An 18,449-nucleotide genomic window follows, 5' to 3' on the forward strand; every position below is an offset into this window, starting at 1 on the left:
GAAGGCTCGATGAGTCAAGCTCGTCGAACCTTGGTATTCCGCCACTCCCGCTTTAGTGCCGATCAGCAATCCGATGGCTCTGGCGGCCAGCAGTCATCGCGGCCTTACGTTCGTTTCGTTGATGCGGCCGTCCAGCATGGAGATTTGCACATCGGCAGCCGCCGCCACATCGGGATCATGCGTGACGCAGATCACGGCGCGCCCCTGATCATGGGCGAGTTTGCGGAACATTTCGATCACGCGGGCGCTGTTCTGGCTGTCGAGATTGCCAGTAGGCTCGTCCCCCAGCACCAGTACCGGATCATTGGCGATCGCCCGCGCAATGGCGACGCGCTGGCGTTCGCCACCAGAAAGACGATCGGGAGTCTTCGCGCTCTTTTCACCCAGGCCCATGCCTTCAAGCAGCACCTGTGCCCTGGCCTGTATCTCGCCCAGCGTGAATTTGCCGAGCCTACGCATGGGCAGCATGACGTTTTCCAGCGCCGTGAACTCGGGCAGAAGGAAGTGGAACTGGAAGACGAAGCCGAAGCTCGCCAACCGGATCTGCGCACGCGCGTCGCCGCGCAGCGGGTTCATGTCCTGTCCGTTGAACAGCACCTGTCCCGATGTCGGCCGGTCGAGCAGGCCGAGCAGATAGAGCAGCGAGGATTTGCCGCAGCCGGACGGCCCCACGATCGCGACGAAGGTCGCTGGCTGGATCGACAGGGTCACGTCAGTGACCAGTGTCACCGGTGGCATGCCGGGAAGGCTCCGGGACAGGTTCTCAACTTCTATGATCGCGCTCATACAGCGCCCCGTAATATGTCGACTGGGTCGACCCGCGCAGCCTTTCGTGCGGGAAGCCATGCTGCGATGACGCCGGACAGCAGGGACGCAGCCGCCGCAATCGCATACTGGCGGACTGAGCGATCCAGCGGCAGCCGCTGGTCCTCTCCGGCAATAGGGAATTTAAGCGACCCGAGGATCGCCATCAGGCCGTAGCCCAGCAGCCATCCGGCGACGATGCCGATCAATGCCAGGGCCAGCCCTTCGAACACGAAGATCAATTGAAGATCGCGCTCGGAAAAGCCCATGGATCGCATGATCGCGATGTCGCGTCTCTTGTCGGAGACGCTGTTGGATACGACCGTGTAGATGCCGAAGCTGGCGACCAGCAGGATGGCCGACACGACGCTGTACATGATGACGTTGCGGGTCACGAGCAGCGAGAGAAAGTCGGCGGAACGCTCCTGCCAGCTTTCAGCCTTGTAGGCATAGCGCGCCTCCAGGCGGCGGCTGATCGGCTCGGCCTCATAGGGGTCGGCAAGGCGGACGCCAATGCGGTTGATGATGAAGGGACGGCCGAGCAGCGACTGCGCTTCCCGCAGCAGGACATAGCCCAACCCCAATGAAATCTGTGTTTGGCCGCGCTTGAACAGGCCGACGATGCGGAGCGACCGGCTCTTCCCCGAAGCGGAGGTCGCGCCAACCACGTCACCTACGCCAAGGCCAAGCCGCCGGGCCATTTCCTCACCGATGATGATGCCGCCCTGCGCGCTTTCCAGATCGCGCAGGCGTCCGACGCGCAACTGGTCCTGGATGGTGCTGACCTTTTCCTCGATCGCCGGATCAACGCCGACTATGGTCAACGCTTCCTCGCGCCCACCGCTGCGCAGGGTGATCGCGCCGCTGAGACTCGGTGAGCCGAGGGCGCCGGGCAGCGCGTTTACGGTGCGCAATATCTCGGGCCAGCCTTTCAGACCGCGCACTTCATTGCGGACCTTGTAATGGCGAAGCCTTACCGCCGCGCCCTTGTAGAGGCTGATGCCGGGCTGGGGCAGCGGGCTGCGCAATTCGTCGGAAATGATGATGTGCGGGGCGGCGTCGATCAGCGTCTTGATGAAGTCGTTCTGGCTGCCGATCATCATGGCGGAAACGGCAAGGAAGAAGCCCACGCCGACCGCCACGCCGCTGACCGCGACGATGGTTTGCCGGCGGCGGCCGACAAGATGACGGGCCGCGACGCTCGCCAGCAGCCGCAGCTGACTGGTCATTTGGCGACCCGCACGCGCATATTGTCCTTCAGCTTTCCTTCGGGCGTTTTCACGACGCTGTCACCGGGTAAGAGGCCGGAGAGGATTTGCACGTCGTTGGTCCCGGCAATGCCGGTGCGGACAGGTTTCGCGTGAACGCGGTGGCCGCGAACGATCCAGACCTTACCGTCTTCAATCGCGCTCGCGGGTGCCAGTAGCGCTCGTTCCGCCCGGCGAGTGACGATGTTGACCTCCAGCGTCAGGCCCAGCGGCAGCGCCACTGGCCCATCTGTCACGATGCGCGCGCGGAAGGCGCGTTGTTCGGGATCGCCGCCCGGTGTCACCTGGCGGACATGGCCGCGCAAGACCCGGCCCGGCCAAGCGTCGCTCGACATCAACGCCTCCTGACCGGCATGGACGCGGGCGACGTCGCGCTCGTCTATGGTCGCCGTGATCCAGATGCGGGCGGGATCGCCAAGCGTCATGAGGGTGCGGCCGGGGCTAGCGAGGTCGCCGGGCTCCACATCCTTGCGCAGGACGACACCCCCTATGCCCGAGCGCACGATCATCTGGTCGAGCCGCGCACGGGCGCTTTCCTCTGCCGCCCTCGCGCTGTCGGCGGCGGCGACCGCCGCGTCACGGGCGGACCGGGTGACCCAACCCTTGGCGAAGAGCGCCAGAGCGCGCTGCTCATCCTGCTGCGCCACGTGGCGTTGCGCCGCCGCCTGTTGTAGCATGTGGCGCTGTTCTTCGTCATCAAGGAGGACGAGCGGCTGGCCACGCACGACAGGCTGCGCTTCGTCGACGAGGACCTGTCGAACCGGCGCGGTGAGACGCGCGGAGACCGACACAGGCCGCTGCGCTTCGACAAAGCCGGTGGCGTAAACAAGCTCCACCGCCTGACCGATACGGGCGGACGCGAGCTCCACCTCGCGCGCGCGACCTGCGAGTAACCACCATCCCGCAGCAGCGGCGACTAGCGCGAGCGGCAACAGCCAGAGCGCGATGCGTTTCATGAGAGCGTCTATAGCATCACGCGAAGGTCATTGCTTGCCCGTATCGATTTGTCCCTGGACTATTTCGATCCAACCGGAATCTGGCGCGGCTTGCTTGCTTCCGTAGCGAGACGGGGGACGACGACCTTCAGTAGGCCTTTTTCCAAACGGGCGCTGGCCTTGTCGGCATCCGCCGCAAACGGCAGGGCTACGCGGCGCAAATAGCTTCCCCGGCTGCGCTCGATCAGGTGATAATTTTTCTTTTCATCCTTCTCCTCGCGGTCCTCCTTATGCTCGGCCTTGATGGTGAGGACATCGTCCCGCACGTCGAGGGAGACGTCCTTTTCATCGAAGCCCGGCAGTTCGGCGGTGAGTTCCAGGCCCTTGTCCGTTTCGGCAATGTCGATGCGGGGAAGGTTGAAGCCCCGGCTGCCGCCATCGCCGTTGGTGAGCCAACCGCGACCGACATCGTCGCTGAGGCGATCCATTTCCTTGCGCAGATCGGCGAAGGGATCAAAGCCGGCATGGAAGATATTGCTGCGTCCAAAGGGGATGAGTGAACGAAAATCAGTCATTGGTCCTTCTCCTGCTTTTGTGAATGTGTCGGCTCGCCGGGGTGGCGCATCATCTGCTGTCGCCGTTCGGTTGCGGCTGGGTGATGGATCGTGCGGCAATGTTCCATCGCTTCAGGCATGGGCTGCCCGTGGTGCATGGGCGTGGCGCCCGGTTGCATCATGTGTCCGCCCGCCTGATCATGCATGGGACAGTCCGTCGCGGGCTTGCCCGTAGGAGGCGCTTGGTGCGATGTGGTCTGCGCGGGCGCTGCGGCCATGAGCGACAATTGCAGGAGCGCGGCGCTGGCGAATTGGCGGTGCATGGGCTTTCTCCGTTGCGGATTCCATGCCGAATTGTCGCCCGGCGCTTGGTGCCGCGCCATAAGTAGAGTCACGCAGGCGCCGCTGATGGCACAAGGACCGCGGCACCCTTTAACCTGCCTTCGCGCAGGCTTTGCAGGGCCTGATTAGCTTGTTCGAGCGGAAATCTTTGGGTGACGGTATGCAACTGCATGTCCTTCACCTGCTCGAAAAAGGAGGTGCCGTCTTCCCGCGTCAGATTGGCGACCGACAGGATCTGCCTTTCCTGCCAGAGGTCGGCATAGGGGAATGACGGTATGTCGCTCATGTGAATGCCGGCGCATATGACCCGGCCGCCTTTCCTGACGGCCCGCAGCGCACGAGGGACGAGTTCGCCTGCCGGGGCGAAGATGAGGGCAGCGTCCAGTGGCGCGGGCGGGTTTTCGGAAGAACCACCCGCCCAGGCGCAGCCGAGCGAACGGGCGAAGTCCTGCCCCGCCGTGTCGCCGTCCCGCGTGAAGGCACAGACGGTGCGCCGCTGATGCCGGGCGACCTGCGCCAATATGTGCGCGGCAGCGCCAAAGCCATAGAGGCCGATGACGCCCGCCGGGCCAGTCAGCCGCAAGGCTCTCCATCCAATCAGGCCCGCGCAAAGGAGTGGAGCAGCCTCCACATCCGAGAAGCGATCCGGCAGGTCGAAGCAATATTGCGCGTCGGCGATCGTATGGCTGGCATAGCCGCCATCGCGAGTGGCTCCGGTGAAGAGGGGAGCGTCGCAGAGATTTTCCCGCCCGGCGCGGCAATAGGGGCAGACGCCGCATGTATGTCCGAGCCAGGGGACGCCGACACGCTGGCCGATGGTGAAGGCCTCAACGCCGCTTCCGAGGGCGGTCACCCGGCCGACGATCTCATGACCCGGGATGATGGGATAGTGCGCCGCGATTTCCCCATCGAGGACATGGAGGTCGGTCCGACAGACGCCGCAGGCGGAAACCTCGATCAGCAGTTCGCCGGGGCCGGGATGGGGAATGGGACGCTCGATCCGCACGAGAGCCCCGCCCGCCGCGGGGATCTGCATCGCTATCATGTGCTTCACCGTAGGCTGGCCGCCGAGCGCAGGGAAAATCCGAACAGCATGAGCATCACCCCTTGCGATATAAGGTCTATGGCAAGCACCATCCCCAGCAGCCAGAGGCTGTTCCACGGCCATGAGACGGCTACAAGGACGGCGGCGGCGATGCTGATGAGACCGGACAGGATCATCCATGCCCTGCCTTCGCGATGACGGAATGCCAAGATGAAGCGCGCGATGCCTGATGTCGCGAGGGCAAGGCCGATGAAGACAGTCAGGACGCTCGCGCCGAGCAGGGGATCAATGATCATGATGCTGGCCGCGACGAGGTAGAGCAGCGCGGCGAGGCCCCACATAAGGCCGGACGAGAAGCGCCGGACGCTGAAGGCGTGAAACAGTTGGAAGATCCCACCTGCGAACATGGCCGCTCCGGCGATGTAGGTGGCGAGGACCGTCGCGAGGAGTAGATTGACGCTCGCAAGCATGCCCAGCAGCGCGAGCGCGGCACCGATAACCATGAAAGTGCGCCATATCCGCTGTCCGGGCGTCGATCCTTCTCGCTCCAAGGCCAACTTCAGGCTCATGATTTCGCTCCTCAAATGAGGTGAGGCGGCAAGTCTACCGCTCTCGGCGGCGTGGTGATGTGACGTTCGGTCAACTGGCATGAGCCGCCAGCCTCTTCCTGGCGATACGGACAGTGGGATCGTCGGGGTCCGCGATGGTGGTGAAGCCAAGTTCCCTCTCCATGCGCAGCGCCGCGTCGTGATCAGCGGATTCGATCGACTCGACCGTTTCAATTCCTTCCGCCTTCGCATAGCGCAGCACATGTTCGAACAATGTAAAGCTGATGCCCTTGCCCTTCATGTCGGTTCGGGTGGTGAGTGCGATTTCCGCGCGGGTGCGATCTGGGTCGGTCGCCAGCATGGCGACGGCGAGGAGGCGGCTACCCTCTCCAAAGGCAAGGAAACTGATGGTGCGTACATAATCCACTCGCGTCATCATCACGATCTGATCGCGGCTGACTTTGCAGACGCCCGACATGAAGCGGAAGCGCAGGTCTTCGGGCGAGACATGGTCGAAAAAGGCCGCCACCGCCGGCTCGTCGTCAGGGCGCACCGGTCGCACATGGAAGCGAACCCCCTGCTCCGTGACGAGGTCGGACGCCCATCCTTCTGGCGCCGCGCGCAGGATAAGGCGGGATGCTGTCGTCGCTTCGGCGGCGATCCGCGCCCGTGCATCGAGGGCGATGACGCCCGCTGCGCTCACGATCAAGGGATTGATGTCGAGTTCCAACAGATCGGGAAGGTCAACGGCCATGGCCGATACGGCATCCAGTACATCGGCGACGCTTTCCACATCGGCGGCCGGGACGTTGCGATATTCGGCGAGCCGCCGCGACATGCGCGTCCGCGCAATGAGGGCGCGGGCCTGCGCATGGTCGATCGGGAGCAGGTCGATGGCCTTGTCATTGAGAAGTTCAGTAGCGACGCCGCCCGCGCCAGCCATGATGATGGGACCGAAAGTCGGGTCGTTGCTGAGCCCGACGATCATCTCCCTGCCATCTTTCACCTTTATCATGTCCTCGACGGCGAACCCTTGGATGCGCGCTCCGGGAAAGTCGCGACGGATTAGCCGCTCCATGTCCCTCGCCGCGGCGACGGCAGCATGGGCGTCGGGGAGGTCAAGCGCGACCCCGCCCACGTCCGACTTGTGAGGAAGGTCGCGCGAGACGATCTTCACCGCATAGGGTGGGCTAAGCCAACAGCAGGCTTCCTCCACCGCCTCCGCCGAAGCGGCGAAGCGCGTTGGCGCGACGGGGATGCCATAAGCCTCCAGCAGTTTCTTGACCTTGATTTCGGAAAGCGTTGTCGATCCGTCCGCCTGGGCGTCGGAGATGATGGCGCGGGCGGCGACGCGATTCGCCTCTACCTCGCGGGACTGGGCAGGTGCCTCCGTCAGACTTGTACGAAGGCGGCGAGCCTGGGCCAGATAGCCAAATGCGCGCACGGCGTCGTCCGGGGTGGAAAAGACCGGGATGCCCGCCGCCGCGAAAACAGGCCTGACCATATCGCTGTTGGCGTCACCCAACCAGCAGGCGAGGACAGGCTTGCGGATACGGTCCTGCGCCGCCGCTGCGACTTCGCGGCAGATAGCCAGCGCCGTTTCCTTCGCATCACTGCGCGCGGTGGGGCAGTTCAAGACCAGCACCGCGTCGCTCCCGTTGTCGCGCAGGATGGCTCGTACAGCAGCGGCATAGCGGTCCGCGTCCGCGTCGCCCAATATATCGACGGGATTCGCGCGCGGCGAACCTGCGGGCGTTACCTCCGCAAGGGCGGCGATCGTTTCGATGGTCAATGTGGCAAGCTGCCCATCCGTCTGCGCCAAGGCATCGACCGCCAGTATGCCAGCGCCGCCGCCGTTGGTCAGGATCGCCAGCCGGTTGCCGGGCACCGGCTCGCAGGCGCAGAGAATCTCGGCGGCGTCGAACAGCGCCGTCAGGTTGTCGACCAGCAGAATTCCGACCCGCGCGAACGCGGCTTCATATACATCATAGGAACCGATCATGGCCCCTGTGTGGGAAAGTGTCGCTTGCGCGGCGAGCTGGCTCTTGCCGGCCTTGATCGCAATGATCGGCTTGTGGAGCGCGGCGGCACGGGCAGCTGCCATGAACCCCGCTGCCTCGGTGACGCCCTCTACATAGAGCAGAATGGCATGGGTGTGCGGATCGGCCGCGAGCAGGTCGATCAGGTCGCCAAGGTTCGCATCGGCCATGTCGCCTGCGGAAATGATGCTCGAAAAACCGATTCCGCGCGTTTGCGCCCAATCGAGCACGGCGGTGATGAGAGCGCCGCTCTGCGATATGAGGCCAAGATAGCCCGGCTGCGCCGGGGTGCGGGCGAAGGTGGCGTTGATCCGCGCATGGGGCGCGATGATGCCAAGGCAATTGGGCCCGACGATCCGCAGGTCGTGCCGTCGGGCCGCTTCCATGATCGCCCCGCGGAATGCGACGGGATCGTCAAGGCCCGCCGTCAGGATGACGGCGCAGCGCGTGCCCCGGCTTCCCAATTGCTCGATGATCGCCGCCACGGTCGGTTCGGGCGTCATTATGACCGCAAGTTCGGGCGCTTCGGGCAGGTCGGTTAGGCTGGCGACCCATGTCATGCCCTGTCGCCGAACCGGGTGAGGATTGACAACATAGACGGTGCCGTCAAAGCCGCCCGCCAGCAGATTGTCCAGGACGAGCATACCTACGGCGCCTCTTTCCTGCGATCCTCCGATCAGTGCGATGGTTCGGGCGTGAAGAAGCGGCGACAGATTTCGGATGGTCATGGCGTTTCTCGTCCTTGGCTGGGATCACGCGAATGCGGAGCCATCCTAGGAAAGGCCCTGTCCAAGGCGATATGCGTAAATGCCGCAGGGCATCGGGGCAGGGACACTGAAAAGCTACTTACGGGAAGTTGCGAATAGGGACGCGATGCGCACTTCCTAAAATCGCCTCGACCAGTGAGGAGGCGATCATGCAGTGTTCAAGCGAAGCGGCAGGCGGTGCTCCACGGCACGATCCTGTCCGGGAAACGGTTCACGACCTGCGCAACCTGTTCGCTGTCATCGCTTCGATCAGGCATCTGCTAGATAAGAATGATGATGACGGGCCCGCGCGGGAGACCATGCTGCGTGGGCTGGAGGAAGCGGCGGTGCGCGGCGACGAACTAACGTCCCGACTGCTTGCGCGGCGGACATCCGGCGAACGGTTGCTCGTGGACATGGGCGCGCAAGTCGCCGACGCCGCCCCCTTACTGCGCGCTGTAGTGAAGCACCCGGCGTCACTGGAGATCGATACGCAAATGGCTTTGCCCGCCGCGCGGGTATGCGCCGAACCGGCCGAAATGGAAGCGGTGATGCTGGAACTTGTCGCCAATGCCGCTCGGGCAGGCGCGCGGCATATCCGGCTGCGCTGCCGCAGGATCGGCGACTGGATTTGGCTGGTGATTGCGGACGATGGTCCGGGATTGCTGGCTGCCGCCGTTGACCGGCCGCCACTTAAGGCATCGGACAGTGGCCATGGCAATGGGTTGCATCGGGTCCGTAGGGCGGTCCGCGACATGAATGGCAAATTGTTTATTCGCGGCAGTGTCAGCGCAGGCGCTGGCACGGTGGTCGCCATGCTTTTGCCGGTGGCGTTTCCTGCCGCCAGCAAATCACGCCCCCGGCAATGGGGCGCGTCACCCACAAACGAGGAGAGTTGTGATGAAGACCGATGGACAGTTGCAGCATGACGTCATGGACGAACTGGAATGGGACCCGAGCGTCGATCATGCGGATATAGGCGTCGCGGTGAATGACGGGGTCGTGACCCTGTCTGGCTATGTTTCCAACTATGTCGAGAAAATGGCGGCTGAAAAGGCAACCCGGCGTGTCAGCGGAGTCAAGGCGATTGCCGAGGAAATTCACGTGCGCTTCAAGTCGGAACCCAAGACGGCGGACCATGAAATCGCCAAGCGTATCCTCGACATGTTTTCGTGGAACGTGTCCATCCCGCACGACAAGATCAATGTGAAGGTGGAGAAGGGCTGGGTCACGCTGTCCGGTGTTGTCGATGCGCATTATCAGAGCGACGAGGCAAGGAGGGCGGCCGCCAGGATTTCAGGCGTAACCGGCGTCAGCAACCTTATCGAGGTGAAGAAGCTGCCCATCACCGCCGACATCCGGGATCGGATCGCCGCCGCCTTCAAGCGTCAGGCGGATCTGGACGCCGCTAGCGTCACGATCGCGACCGACGGGAACACCGTTCGCCTGGGCGGCCGGGTGAAGGCCTGGCACGAGCGTGGCGTCGCGGAGCGGGCGGCTTGGGCGGCGCCGGGCGTGACCAAGGTCGAGGACAATATTGTCGTATCAACATTCTGACCCCGGTGCCCCTGGCAGGTGCGCCATGCCTGCCGGGGCGCTCCATTGCGGGTCGGTCCCTGCCGCTATTTCATTGGAAGAGCATATGCCCGTTATAGATCGCGTGCGCCAATCCGCAGACGCCATGTTTCAGGCAGCCATGACCATCGGGCTGATGATCGCCATCGCAGCGATGATCCTGGCCAGAATGCCCGGATGACGCCCGTCGGATAGAGAATTCTTGTCGTGAGGAAATCGACAGGAAGAACGTGCTCTTGCTCGTCCATGATGATGCCGGTCAGCAAGCGCGGAAGGGAGAAGAAGTAAAGCCGGACGCATCCAGGCGCGGCCTCAGGCGAGATGTGGCTTGGAGGAAATGGATTTGGGCTGAAGGCCTGGAAGGTGGAGTCGTTCGGATAGTAGGATGACTATTGGGGATGACACTATATAGCCGAAATAATAGTACGTAATTACAGTATGTTAATTCATCCATAAGTAAGGATGTGTTGCAGTTCGGACAATGATGTTAGGATTGGCTGAGCCTCTACCAGGCTGACGACGACGTTTCGTGCAAGGTGAGGCCATGCCCCCGTGGAAAACAGCGCGTCTGGAACGCTATGCTCTTGCTCTAGTGGGCGTGGCTCTAGTAGCGGCGATCCGGTTTTTCCTCGATCCGTGGCTGAGCGACCGGTCGGCCTATATGCCCTATGTCTTCGCGATCGTGGCGATCGCGCTGTGGCTGGGCGAAGGCCCCGCGATCCTTGCGGCTTTGCTGAGCGTCACGGCGGGGTCAGTGATTGCCCGTCGGTCGATCTTCGACAACCGCGACCTCGTCGAGATCGTCCTGTTCATTGTAACGGCTGCTGGCATTATCCTGATGAGCCGCCTTGGCCGCCGGTCGAACCAGCGATTGAAGGCTGCTGAACTAACCACCGAACATCGCGGCGCGGCGAGCGAGCAGCTGGCGGTCGAACTCAACCTGTTGATTGATGGCGCGCAAGGGCTGGCGATCTACATGCTCGACCCGACTGGCCGGGTGACGATCTGGAACCGGGGCGCCGAGCGCCTGAAGGGCTGGACCGAGCAGGAGGTGCTGGGTAAGCCTTCGTCCCTCTTTTACCCGACGGAAGCCGTGGCCGCCGGGAAGCCAGCGGCCGACATCGAGCGCGCGCGGATCGAAGGACGGTTCGAGGAAGAGGATTGGCGTCTTTGCAAGGACGGATCGGAATTTCTGGCGTCGGTCAGCTGGACCGCGCTGCACGGCAAGGATGGCGCACTGCGGGGCTTTGCCAAGATCGTGTCCGACATAACCGAAAAAAGGTCGGCCGAAGACCAGCTGCGCGCCCATGAAAGCCAGCTGCGCGCGATCCTGTCCACCGTGCCCGACGCGATGGTGGTGATTGACGAGGTTGGCACCATGCTGTCGTTCAGCGCGGCTGCGGAGGCGCTGTTCGGCTATGCCGAGGAAGAGGTGCTGGCGAAGAATGTACGCATGTTGATGCCGTCTCCCGATCGCGAACGGCACGACAGCTACATCCAGCGCTATCTGGAAACCGGGGAAAAGCGCATCATCGGCAAGGGCAGGGTCGTTTCGGGCCGGCGGGCCGACGGGTCATTGTTCCCGATGGAGCTATATATCGGCGAGGCGATGCGGGGTAATGAGCGCATCTTCACCGGCTTTATCCGCGACTTGACTGAACGGCGCGCGGTCGAAGATCATATGGCGACATTGCAAGCCGAACTGATCCATGTGACTCGAGTGAGCGCGATGGGAACGATGGCATCGACGCTGGCGCATGAACTCAACCAGCCGATCGCGGCTGTCGCCAATTATGTCGAGGCGGTGCGCGACCAGATGGCGCAGCCGCAGGAAAGCGAGTGGCCGATGATGCGCGAGGCATTGGCCGAGGCCGCCAGCGAGGCGTTGCGCGCCGGTCAGATCGTCCGCAGGCTAAGAGAGTTCGTGTCGCGCGGGGAAGTTGAAAAGACGATCGAAAGCCTGCCCGAGCTGGTGCGTGAGGCATCGGCGCTAGGGCTCGCAGGTGCCCGCGAGATGGGGATCGATGTGCATTTCGATATCGATCCGCTGGCGTCGCCAGTCCTCGTCGACAAGGTGCAGATCCAGCAGGTGCTGATCAACCTGGTCCGGAATGCGTGCGAAGCAATGGCGGCCAGCGCGGTAAAACAGCTGACCATTGCTACCCGCGTGTCCAGGGACGATCAAGTCGAGGTCATTGTGTCTGACACGGGCTGCGGCATCGCGCCGGGCGTCGCGCGGCAGCTGTTCACCGCATTCGTCAGCACCAAGCCCAACGGCATGGGCCTTGGCCTTTCCATATGCCGCACCATCGTCGAAGTGAACGGCGGCAAGATCTGGATGGAAAGCCGCAAGGGCAAAGGCACCGATTTCCACTTCACCCTCATTCGAGCGCAGGCGGAGGAAGCGTATGACCGACAAGAAGCTTGTTCACATCATCGATGACGAGAATTCGGTCCGGCGATCCGCGGGCTATATGCTCAAGACGTCGGGCTATGCGGTCGAGACATGGGCATCGGGCGCCGCCTTCCTGAAGGAAGCGAGATCGGCAGAGGAAGGCTGCATCCTGCTGGACGTTCGCATGCCGGACATCGACGGATTGGAGGTGCAACGCATTCTGGCGGAACGCGGGATCGCCATGCCTGTCATCATCATGACTGGTCATGGCGACATATCGATAGCCGTGCAGGCCATGAAGGCAGGCGCGGTCGATTTCCTGGAGAAGCCGTTCGAGAAGGCTGTCCTGATCGACGCGATTGAGCGCGCTTTCGACCGCGTGCGTTCTGCTGAGGGCGCAACAGCGGATGCGGCGCGCGCAGATGTGATCATAGCGGCGCTGACGGTGCGGGAACGGGAAGTTTTGGAAGGGCTGGCACAAGGTTTGCCCAACAAGACGATCGCCTATGACCTTGGCATTTCATCCCGGACGGTCGAAGTGCATCGCGCCAACATGATGACCAAGCTGCATGTCCACAGCCTGTCGGACGCCCTGCGCATCGCCTTTGCGGCGGGCATGGGCCACAAGGACCTGACTGCGATCAATACGTAAAGACTTGCGCGCCCCTCCATGTCACGCTTTGGGCATGTTGCTCACATCAGCGGTGCAAGGCGCGAGAAGAATGTCAGGCCCTCCAGTTTCGGTTGCCATCCTGGACGACGATGCCGGGGCGAGGCGTTCGATGCAGCTGCTGTTGCAGGGCCGTGGTTTCCAGGTGCGTTCCTTCGAAAGCCCAGAAGCATTGATCGCCGACGTGAAGGCGAACAATCCAGCCTGTTTGGTGACGGATTACCGGATGACGGGCTGCAATGGCGTGGAAGTGCTGGACAGGTTGCGCGCGGCGGGATGGAGCGGGCGCGCTATCTTGGTCACCGCCTATGGGTCGGCCGAACTGCTGCAAAAGGCGATGACGCGCGGCTTTGACGCCGTGGTCGACAAGCCGTGCAAGGAATCAGTGCTGGTAAACGCCATCAGGGACGCGACGATGGACCAGGCAGGGAGCTGACAGGGGCCGCCATGATGAAAGCGGGGAAAAGACAGGCAGCCGGGCCGCCCTTCGCCGCCATGGACATATTGTCGCCCCGCGAACGCGAAGTGCTGGCTGCTGTAGCGCGGGGCCTGACCAACCGGGAGACGGGCAAGCTGCTGGGCATCAGTCACCGGACGGTCGAGGTCCATCGCGCACGGTTGATGCGGAAGCTGGGCGTGCAGTCTGTCGCCCACCTCGTCGCCCTCTATGTTCTAAATGGTCCGTCGCCATTCGAGTTCGGCAACAAACCGCCGCATTGACGCCGATCGCGGCCCCCTGAGGAGCACGCCCTGCCGCTGCGGCGAACCACCTCGTATAATCCCCAATGTCGCCGGGCACGGATTGTGGGATCATGGCAGCTGGGTCGAACTGCGGCCCTTCGACCTTTCAGCGATTATGTGGGAGGAAGATAATGAATGAGGCAAGGCCGTCCCGCCATTCGACCATGGAAGCGCCCGATGAGCTGGTGCAAGTGCTGCGCCGCCATGCCGAGCCATTGCCATCGCCTGACGAGGTGGAGGCGTTCGGACGTTTTTTCGACCGGTTCGGGGATGCGCGCGTCGTCCTGCTGGGTGAAGCGACCCATGGCACGTCGGAATTCTACCGTGCGCGGGCGGCGATCACGCGGCGGCTGATCGAGCGGCATGGGTTTACACTGGTCGCGGTGGAGGCCGACTGGCCCGATGCTGCACGCATTGACGATTATGTCCGGCATCAGGCGCCGCGCCCAAGGAAGGGCGATGTGTTCGCCCGGTTTCCGACATGGATGTGGCGCAATCAGGAAGTGTTGGCTTTTGCCGACTGGCTGCGCGGGCATAATCAGGGATTGGAGGAACAGCGGCAAGCGTCCTTCCACGGGCTGGACGTCTACTCCTTGAGCGAATCCATCCATGCCGTGCTGGCCTATCTGGACAAGGCGGATCCGCAGGAAGCGGCGGAGGCACGCCGCCGCTATGGGTGCCTGACGCCATGGCAGGATGAGCCCGCCCGATATGGCCGTCAGGTCATGCTGTCGGGCGGCAAGGGGTGCGAGGACGGCGTCGTGGCGCAGCTTCGCGAACTGCTGAACCAGCGGCTGGACCTGCTGAAACAGGATGGCGAGGCGTGGTTCGATGCCTATCAGAATGCACGCATCGTGCGGGCGGCGGAACGATATTATCGGGCCATGTATCGCAGCTCTACCGAGAGCTGGAATTTGCGCGACCGGCACATGTTCGAAACGCTGCAAAGCCTGATGGCCCATCGCGGCAGCGGCACGAAAGCGGTCATCTGGGCGCATAACAGCCATATCGGCAATGCCGCCGCCACGGCGATGGGATGGCAGGGTGAATTCAACATCGGGCAGCTTTGCCGCCTCGCCCATGGCGAGGATGCGGTGTCGATCGGGTTCGGCACGGACACAGGCCTGGTCGCGGCGGCGAGCGATTGGGGCAGCACGATGGAGATCAAGACCGTCCGCCCGGCGCGGCCCGACAGCTATGAGCATGCCTTCCGCCGCACTGGCGTCGCGCGCGGCCTGACCGACTGGCGCGGGGCGGGCAAGGAGGAGCTGCGCGAGGCGCTGGGCCAGCCGCTGCTGGAGCGCGCCATAGGCGTTATCTACCGGCCCGAGACCGAGCGTCTCAGCCATTATTTCGAGGCCGTAATGGCAGAGCAGTTCGATGCGTGGGTGTGGTTCGAGCAAACGACGGCGGTCGAGCCGCTGGGTGCCGAACGGCCGCATGGCGCGCCGGAAACCTGGCCTTTTGGATTATGATCATGACAGAGCTTATTACGAACAGACATGATGTGGTCATTGGGCGGCATCGCCTGTCCGGATTCCTGGACGTGCCGGCAAATACCACTGGGCTGGTGATATTCGCCCATGGCAGCGGCAGCGGGCGGCACTCGCCACGCAACCAGCATGTTGCCGCCGGTCTCAACCGCGTGGGCATGGCGACGTTGCTGGTCGATTTGCTCACGCCGGAGGAGGAGCGGGACCGCCGCAACGTGTTCGACGTGTCGTTGCTCGCCGGGCGATTGCGCGAGGCGGCGCAATGGGCGGAGGACGTGCCGCAACTGGGGGTTCTGCCGATCGGCTATTTCGGCGCGAGCACGGGCGCGGCGGCGGCAATCATCGCGGCCTCCATGCCGGGCGATCGTGCCGCCGCAGTCGTCTCGCGCGGCGGGCGGCCGGATCTGGCGGGTGCGGCGGCGTTGGAGCGCGTGACGGCTCCCACGCTGCTGATCGTCGGCAGCCTGGACCAGGATGTATTGGGCCTCAATCATGATGCGAAGGCGCTGATGACGGCGCCGTCGGAGCTGGTGGTCGTGCCGGGCGCGAGCCATTTGTTCGAGGAGCCCGGCACGCTGGACCAGGTGATCGATCTTGCTGCCCGCTGGTTCATTTCTCACCTGAAGGAGGAGGCGCGATGATGGGGCAATCCATGCTATTCCATGATCGCCGCGACGCGGGCCTGCATCTGGCGAAGGCGCTGGGCCGTTTTGCCGATTACCATCCGCTGATCCTGGCGCTGCCGCGTGGAGGAGTGCCGGTGGCGTTCGAGGTGGCGAGAGCGCTCAATGCAGATCTTGACCTGCTGTTCGTGCGCAAGCTGGGCGCGCCGGGATATGAGGAACTGGGCATCGGCGCGGTCGTCGATGGGGCGAACCCGCAGCTTGTCCTCAACGAGGATGTCGTGCGGCAACTGGGGCCGACGCCTGAATATATCCGGGCCGAAATGCGCAAGCAGCTGGCTGAGATCGATCGGCGGCGGCGGGCCTATCTGGGCGACCGGGAGTCGATAGCGGCGGCCGGGCGCACGGTGATCATCGTCGATGACGGGATTGCCACGGGTGGTACGGTCAAGGCGGCGCTAAAGGGGTTGAGCAAGGCGCATCCTGCGCGGCTGATCCTGGCGGTGCCGGTGGCGCCGGCCAATATGATCGCGGAGCTGCGCGCGGAGTGCGACGAGGTGATATGCCTTTATGAGCCCTACCCATTCTATGCGGTGGGGGCGCATTATGTCGTGTTTGACCAGACGAGCGACGAGGAAGTGGTGAAGCTGCTGAACGACATGCGAGCGTTGCGGAGCGGCCAGTCGGCTTGATGGCTACCAGCGCAATTCGTGCTGCATGATACCGTTGAGGATGACCCACAGCCATTCCACGCCGATCAGTTGCAGTATGAGGACAGCAAGGATCAGCGCGAAGGCAAGGGCAGCAACGACGGTCCAGTAGCGCACGGTCCGCGCCGCATCAGGGCGTGGTGCGACTGGTGACGACCGCCGATCCGTTGGGCTGGATCTGGATCAGGTGATAGGCCCTGTCCTCGCACTGCGCGCGCCACATTATGGCGGGCGGCGCCGCATCCGGCATGGGACTGCTGTCGATGATCTTCTGGCACGACAGGCCCGCGTCCCGGATGGCGCGGAAGAAGACGGCGTCGCGGGCTTGTTTGGGTAAGGCGGCGACCTCGGCGGCATAGTTCATGCCCGCCGCATTCGTGTCGGGTGCTGGTGCTTCGCCATCCTTGGCGGGCTCGCACGCGACAACAAGCAGCGCCGTCGCCAGTATAGCCAATGTCCGCATCGCAGCCGATCCTTCCTGTTCCATGAGCATCCCCTTTTCCCATGCACGGGGCACGGGACCAATGGGGACATATACTTATACCGGTGGCGGAGAGGGGCGGATAGCCTCTTTCGCATGAAGAGGATCATCACCCTGACGATGAACCCGGCGATCGACGTCGCCTATGAGACGGACCGGGTCTTTCACACGCGCAAGATGCGGACGCGGCAGGAACATTATGATCCGGGCGGCGGCGGTATCAACGTGGCGCGGGTGATTGCGCGGCTGGGCGGTACGGCGCGGGCCTATTATCTGTCGGGCGGCGCTACCGGCTGCGCGCTCGACGGGTTGTTGGACAAGCATGCGCTGGTCCGTTTCCGCATTCCGATCAAGGGCGATACCCGCATCAGCACGTCGCTCTACGAACAGGAGACGGGCAAGGAATATCGTGTCGTTCCCAAAGGACCGGAGGTTACCGCCGAGGAATGGCAGGCGGCGCTCCATCATCTGGACGGGGCGCAGGCGGACTATCTGGTCATCAGCGGATCATTGCCGCCGGGCGTGCCGGAGGACTTCTATTGCCGCGTCTGCCTGCTGGGGCAGCGCCATGGAATGCGCATCATCCTCGACAGTTCGGGCGAATCGCTGCGCGCCGCGGTGCGCGGGGGCGGGCTGTACCTTATCAAGCCGAGTATTGGCGAGTTGCGGCAGCTGACCGGCAAGGCGTTGGCTGAGGAAAACGAGATCGTAGCGACGGCGCGGGAGATCGTGGACAGCGGCAGGGCGGAGCATGTCGCCGTGACGATGGGCCACGACGGCGCGCTGCTGGCAAGCCGGTCTGGCACTTGGCGGCTGCCCGCGATCCCCGTCGAGGCCAAGAGCGCCGTTGGGGCAGGCGACAGTTTCCTGGCGGCGATGGTGTTCGCCCTTGGGTGTGAGCAAAGCCCGCTCGAAGCCTTCCGGCTTGGCGTTGCCGCTGGCACGGCGGCGGTGCTGACGCCGGGCACCGACCTTTGCCATCGCGCGGATGTCGATCGATTGCTGGCGCTGGTGCCCCAGGTCGACGTTTCCCAAACCATGGATAAGGAGCAGGCGCATGAAAGCCAGTGATATCATGACGCTGGGCGCGGCGACGACGACGCCGGACAGCTCACTCGCGGACGCGATCCGGTGCATGGGCGACCATCGCATCAGCGCGCTGCCGGTGGTGGACGGGGACGGGAAGCTGCGCGGCATAGTGTCCGAAGGCGATTTCTTCCGGCGTGATGGGGAGGGATTCCGGCTTGAGGAACTCGCCCGGTCGGGTGTGGGCAGCGCGACGCGGGAACTGGAAGAGCGGCGCGTGGCCGAAATCATGACGACCGCGCTGATCAGCGTCGATGGCGATGCCCCGATTGAGGAGGCCATTGCACTGATGGAACGGCATGGAATGAAGCGGTTGCCGGTCATCGGGCATGGCAAGCTGGTGGGGCTGATCAGCCGGGCGGATATTTTGCGGGCGTTGTTGGGGGAGTAGAGG

At 63.5% G+C, this 18,449-nt stretch carries 21 protein-coding genes; 11 read left to right on the forward strand and 10 right to left on the reverse strand.

The window, feature by feature from the left end; all coding sequences use genetic code 11:
- Positions 1 to 93: 93 nt before the first annotated feature.
- The 8 genes from K663_RS04985 to K663_RS05020 all read right to left on the reverse strand — a co-directional run bounded on the left by K663_RS04985 (position 94) and on the right by K663_RS05020 (position 8,263).
- Positions 94 to 786, reverse strand: coding sequence for an ABC transporter ATP-binding protein (locus K663_RS04985; protein ID WP_062114849.1), 693 nt, complete (start codon positions 784 to 786; stop codon positions 94 to 96).
- Positions 783 to 2,033 carry an ABC transporter permease gene (locus K663_RS04990; protein WP_062114852.1) on the reverse strand — a complete coding sequence of 417 codons (1,251 nt, stop codon included), beginning with the start codon at positions 2,031 to 2,033 and terminating at the stop codon, positions 783 to 785. The genes K663_RS04985 and K663_RS04990 overlap by 4 nt, the downstream gene beginning before the upstream one ends.
- Positions 2,030 to 3,028 carry an efflux RND transporter periplasmic adaptor subunit gene (locus K663_RS04995; RefSeq protein ID WP_062114855.1) on the reverse strand — a complete coding sequence of 333 codons (999 nt, stop codon included), beginning with the start codon at positions 3,026 to 3,028 and terminating at the stop codon, positions 2,030 to 2,032. Before K663_RS04995 ends, K663_RS04990 begins: the two co-directional genes overlap by 4 nt.
- Positions 3,029 to 3,087: 59 nt before the next feature.
- Positions 3,088 to 3,582, reverse strand: coding sequence for an Hsp20/alpha crystallin family protein (locus K663_RS05000; RefSeq protein ID WP_062114857.1), 495 nt, complete (start codon positions 3,580 to 3,582; stop codon positions 3,088 to 3,090).
- Positions 3,579 to 3,884 carry a hypothetical protein gene (locus K663_RS05005; protein ID WP_145902234.1) on the reverse strand — a complete coding sequence of 102 codons (306 nt, stop codon included), beginning with the start codon at positions 3,882 to 3,884 and terminating at the stop codon, positions 3,579 to 3,581. Before K663_RS05005 ends, K663_RS05000 begins: the two co-directional genes overlap by 4 nt.
- A gap of 68 nt (positions 3,885 to 3,952) precedes the next feature.
- Positions 3,953 to 4,948, reverse strand: coding sequence for a zinc-dependent alcohol dehydrogenase family protein (locus tag K663_RS05010; RefSeq protein WP_062114863.1), 996 nt, complete (start codon positions 4,946 to 4,948; stop codon positions 3,953 to 3,955).
- A gap of 5 nt (positions 4,949 to 4,953) precedes the next feature.
- On the reverse strand, positions 4,954 to 5,517 hold the full coding sequence (locus tag K663_RS05015; RefSeq protein WP_062114865.1) for an HdeD family acid-resistance protein: 564 nt from the start codon (positions 5,515 to 5,517) through the stop codon (positions 4,954 to 4,956).
- 70 nt (positions 5,518 to 5,587) lie between these two features.
- A complete protein-coding gene (locus tag K663_RS05020) occupies positions 5,588 to 8,263 on the reverse strand; it encodes a bifunctional acetate--CoA ligase family protein/GNAT family N-acetyltransferase (protein WP_062114868.1) in 2,676 nt (891 codons plus the stop codon).
- A gap of 188 nt (positions 8,264 to 8,451) precedes the next feature.
- Here K663_RS05020 and K663_RS05025 point away from each other — a divergent pair, with 188 nt between their 5' ends.
- From K663_RS05025 to K663_RS05065, 9 genes are all read left to right on the forward strand, one after another.
- Complete coding sequence (locus K663_RS05025) at positions 8,452 to 9,210, forward strand: ATP-binding protein (RefSeq protein WP_062114871.1); 759 nt, start codon at positions 8,452 to 8,454, stop codon at positions 9,208 to 9,210.
- Entirely contained in the window at positions 9,182 to 9,838 is a 657-nt protein-coding gene (locus tag K663_RS05030) for a BON domain-containing protein (RefSeq protein ID WP_062114874.1), read from the forward strand. The genes K663_RS05025 and K663_RS05030 overlap by 29 nt, the downstream gene beginning before the upstream one ends.
- Positions 9,839 to 10,400: 562 nt before the next feature.
- Positions 10,401 to 12,299, forward strand: a complete 1,899-nt coding sequence (locus K663_RS05035; protein ID WP_062114877.1) for a PAS domain S-box protein — start codon at positions 10,401 to 10,403, stop codon at positions 12,297 to 12,299.
- On the forward strand, positions 12,265 to 12,903 hold the full coding sequence (locus tag K663_RS05040) for a response regulator transcription factor (RefSeq protein ID WP_062114880.1): 639 nt from the start codon (positions 12,265 to 12,267) through the stop codon (positions 12,901 to 12,903). Before K663_RS05035 ends, K663_RS05040 begins: the two co-directional genes overlap by 35 nt.
- Positions 12,904 to 12,973: 70 nt before the next feature.
- Complete coding sequence (locus tag K663_RS05045; protein ID WP_062114883.1) at positions 12,974 to 13,357, forward strand: response regulator transcription factor; 384 nt, start codon at positions 12,974 to 12,976, stop codon at positions 13,355 to 13,357.
- Positions 13,358 to 13,368: 11 nt separating this feature from the next.
- Positions 13,369 to 13,641 carry a response regulator transcription factor gene (locus K663_RS05050; RefSeq protein WP_062114886.1) on the forward strand — a complete coding sequence of 91 codons (273 nt, stop codon included), beginning with the start codon at positions 13,369 to 13,371 and terminating at the stop codon, positions 13,639 to 13,641.
- A 152-nt stretch (positions 13,642 to 13,793) separates the two neighbouring features.
- Positions 13,794 to 15,137: an erythromycin esterase family protein gene (locus K663_RS05055; protein WP_062114889.1), complete on the forward strand. Its 1,344-nt coding sequence runs from the start codon at positions 13,794 to 13,796 to the stop codon at positions 15,135 to 15,137.
- Positions 15,138 to 15,139: 2 nt separating this feature from the next.
- Entirely contained in the window at positions 15,140 to 15,796 is a 657-nt protein-coding gene (locus tag K663_RS05060; protein WP_145902235.1) for a dienelactone hydrolase family protein, read from the forward strand.
- Positions 15,793 to 16,470, forward strand: a complete 678-nt coding sequence (locus K663_RS05065) for a phosphoribosyltransferase (RefSeq protein ID WP_062114895.1) — start codon at positions 15,793 to 15,795, stop codon at positions 16,468 to 16,470. The genes K663_RS05060 and K663_RS05065 overlap by 4 nt, the downstream gene beginning before the upstream one ends.
- A gap of 3 nt (positions 16,471 to 16,473) precedes the next feature.
- On the opposite strand, the gene K663_RS25070 is transcribed toward K663_RS05065, so the two are convergent.
- Positions 16,474 to 16,605, reverse strand: coding sequence for a hypothetical protein (locus K663_RS25070; RefSeq protein ID WP_256382207.1), 132 nt, complete (start codon positions 16,603 to 16,605; stop codon positions 16,474 to 16,476).
- A gap of 13 nt (positions 16,606 to 16,618) precedes the next feature.
- Positions 16,619 to 16,975 carry a hypothetical protein gene (locus K663_RS05070; protein ID WP_145902236.1) on the reverse strand — a complete coding sequence of 119 codons (357 nt, stop codon included), beginning with the start codon at positions 16,973 to 16,975 and terminating at the stop codon, positions 16,619 to 16,621.
- A 90-nt stretch (positions 16,976 to 17,065) separates the two neighbouring features.
- Here K663_RS05070 and K663_RS05075 point away from each other — a divergent pair, with 90 nt between their 5' ends.
- Together K663_RS05075 and K663_RS05080 are read left to right on the forward strand one after the other, a co-directional pair.
- Positions 17,066 to 18,040, forward strand: coding sequence for a 1-phosphofructokinase family hexose kinase (locus tag K663_RS05075; RefSeq protein ID WP_062114901.1), 975 nt, complete (start codon positions 17,066 to 17,068; stop codon positions 18,038 to 18,040).
- Positions 18,027 to 18,446: a CBS domain-containing protein gene (locus tag K663_RS05080; RefSeq protein ID WP_062114904.1), complete on the forward strand. Its 420-nt coding sequence runs from the start codon at positions 18,027 to 18,029 to the stop codon at positions 18,444 to 18,446. The genes K663_RS05075 and K663_RS05080 overlap by 14 nt, the downstream gene beginning before the upstream one ends.
- Positions 18,447 to 18,449: the final 3 nt, after the last annotated feature.

The sequence above is a fragment of the Sphingobium sp. MI1205 genome (genome assembly GCF_001563285.1).
Taxonomy (GTDB): Bacteria; Pseudomonadota; Alphaproteobacteria; order Sphingomonadales; family Sphingomonadaceae; genus Sphingobium.

Excerpts from the sequence above, each read along its gene's own strand:
- K663_RS05075 (WP_062114901.1), top strand. The coding sequence starts at position 17,066 with ATGAAGAGGATCATCACCCTGACGATGAACCCGGCGATCGACGTCGCC.
- K663_RS05030 (WP_062114874.1), top strand. The coding sequence starts at position 9,182 with ATGAAGACCGATGGACAGTTGCAGCATGACGTCATGGACGAACTGGAA.
- K663_RS04995 (WP_062114855.1), bottom strand. The coding sequence starts at position 3,028 with ATGAAACGCATCGCGCTCTGGCTGTTGCCGCTCGCGCTAGTCGCCGCT.
- K663_RS04985 (WP_062114849.1), bottom strand. The coding sequence starts at position 786 with ATGAGCGCGATCATAGAAGTTGAGAACCTGTCCCGGAGCCTTCCCGGC.
- K663_RS05035 (WP_062114877.1), top strand. The coding sequence starts at position 10,401 with ATGCCCCCGTGGAAAACAGCGCGTCTGGAACGCTATGCTCTTGCTCTA.
- K663_RS05080 (WP_062114904.1), top strand. The coding sequence starts at position 18,027 with ATGAAAGCCAGTGATATCATGACGCTGGGCGCGGCGACGACGACGCCG.
- K663_RS05065 (WP_062114895.1), top strand. The coding sequence starts at position 15,793 with ATGATGGGGCAATCCATGCTATTCCATGATCGCCGCGACGCGGGCCTG.
- K663_RS04990 (WP_062114852.1), bottom strand. The coding sequence starts at position 2,033 with ATGACCAGTCAGCTGCGGCTGCTGGCGAGCGTCGCGGCCCGTCATCTT.
- K663_RS05050 (WP_062114886.1), top strand. The coding sequence starts at position 13,369 with ATGATGAAAGCGGGGAAAAGACAGGCAGCCGGGCCGCCCTTCGCCGCC.
- K663_RS05005 (WP_145902234.1), bottom strand. The coding sequence starts at position 3,884 with ATGCACCGCCAATTCGCCAGCGCCGCGCTCCTGCAATTGTCGCTCATG.
- K663_RS05000 (WP_062114857.1), bottom strand. The coding sequence starts at position 3,582 with ATGACTGATTTTCGTTCACTCATCCCCTTTGGACGCAGCAATATCTTC.
- K663_RS05060 (WP_145902235.1), top strand. The coding sequence starts at position 15,140 with ATGACAGAGCTTATTACGAACAGACATGATGTGGTCATTGGGCGGCAT.
- K663_RS05020 (WP_062114868.1), bottom strand. The coding sequence starts at position 8,263 with ATGACCATCCGAAATCTGTCGCCGCTTCTTCACGCCCGAACCATCGCA.
- K663_RS05070 (WP_145902236.1), bottom strand. The coding sequence starts at position 16,975 with ATGGAACAGGAAGGATCGGCTGCGATGCGGACATTGGCTATACTGGCG.
- K663_RS05040 (WP_062114880.1), top strand. The coding sequence starts at position 12,265 with ATGACCGACAAGAAGCTTGTTCACATCATCGATGACGAGAATTCGGTC.
- K663_RS05015 (WP_062114865.1), bottom strand. The coding sequence starts at position 5,517 with ATGAGCCTGAAGTTGGCCTTGGAGCGAGAAGGATCGACGCCCGGACAG.
- K663_RS05045 (WP_062114883.1), top strand. The coding sequence starts at position 12,974 with ATGTCAGGCCCTCCAGTTTCGGTTGCCATCCTGGACGACGATGCCGGG.
- K663_RS05025 (WP_062114871.1), top strand. The coding sequence starts at position 8,452 with ATGCAGTGTTCAAGCGAAGCGGCAGGCGGTGCTCCACGGCACGATCCT.
- K663_RS05055 (WP_062114889.1), top strand. The coding sequence starts at position 13,794 with ATGAATGAGGCAAGGCCGTCCCGCCATTCGACCATGGAAGCGCCCGAT.
- K663_RS05010 (WP_062114863.1), bottom strand. The coding sequence starts at position 4,948 with ATGATAGCGATGCAGATCCCCGCGGCGGGCGGGGCTCTCGTGCGGATC.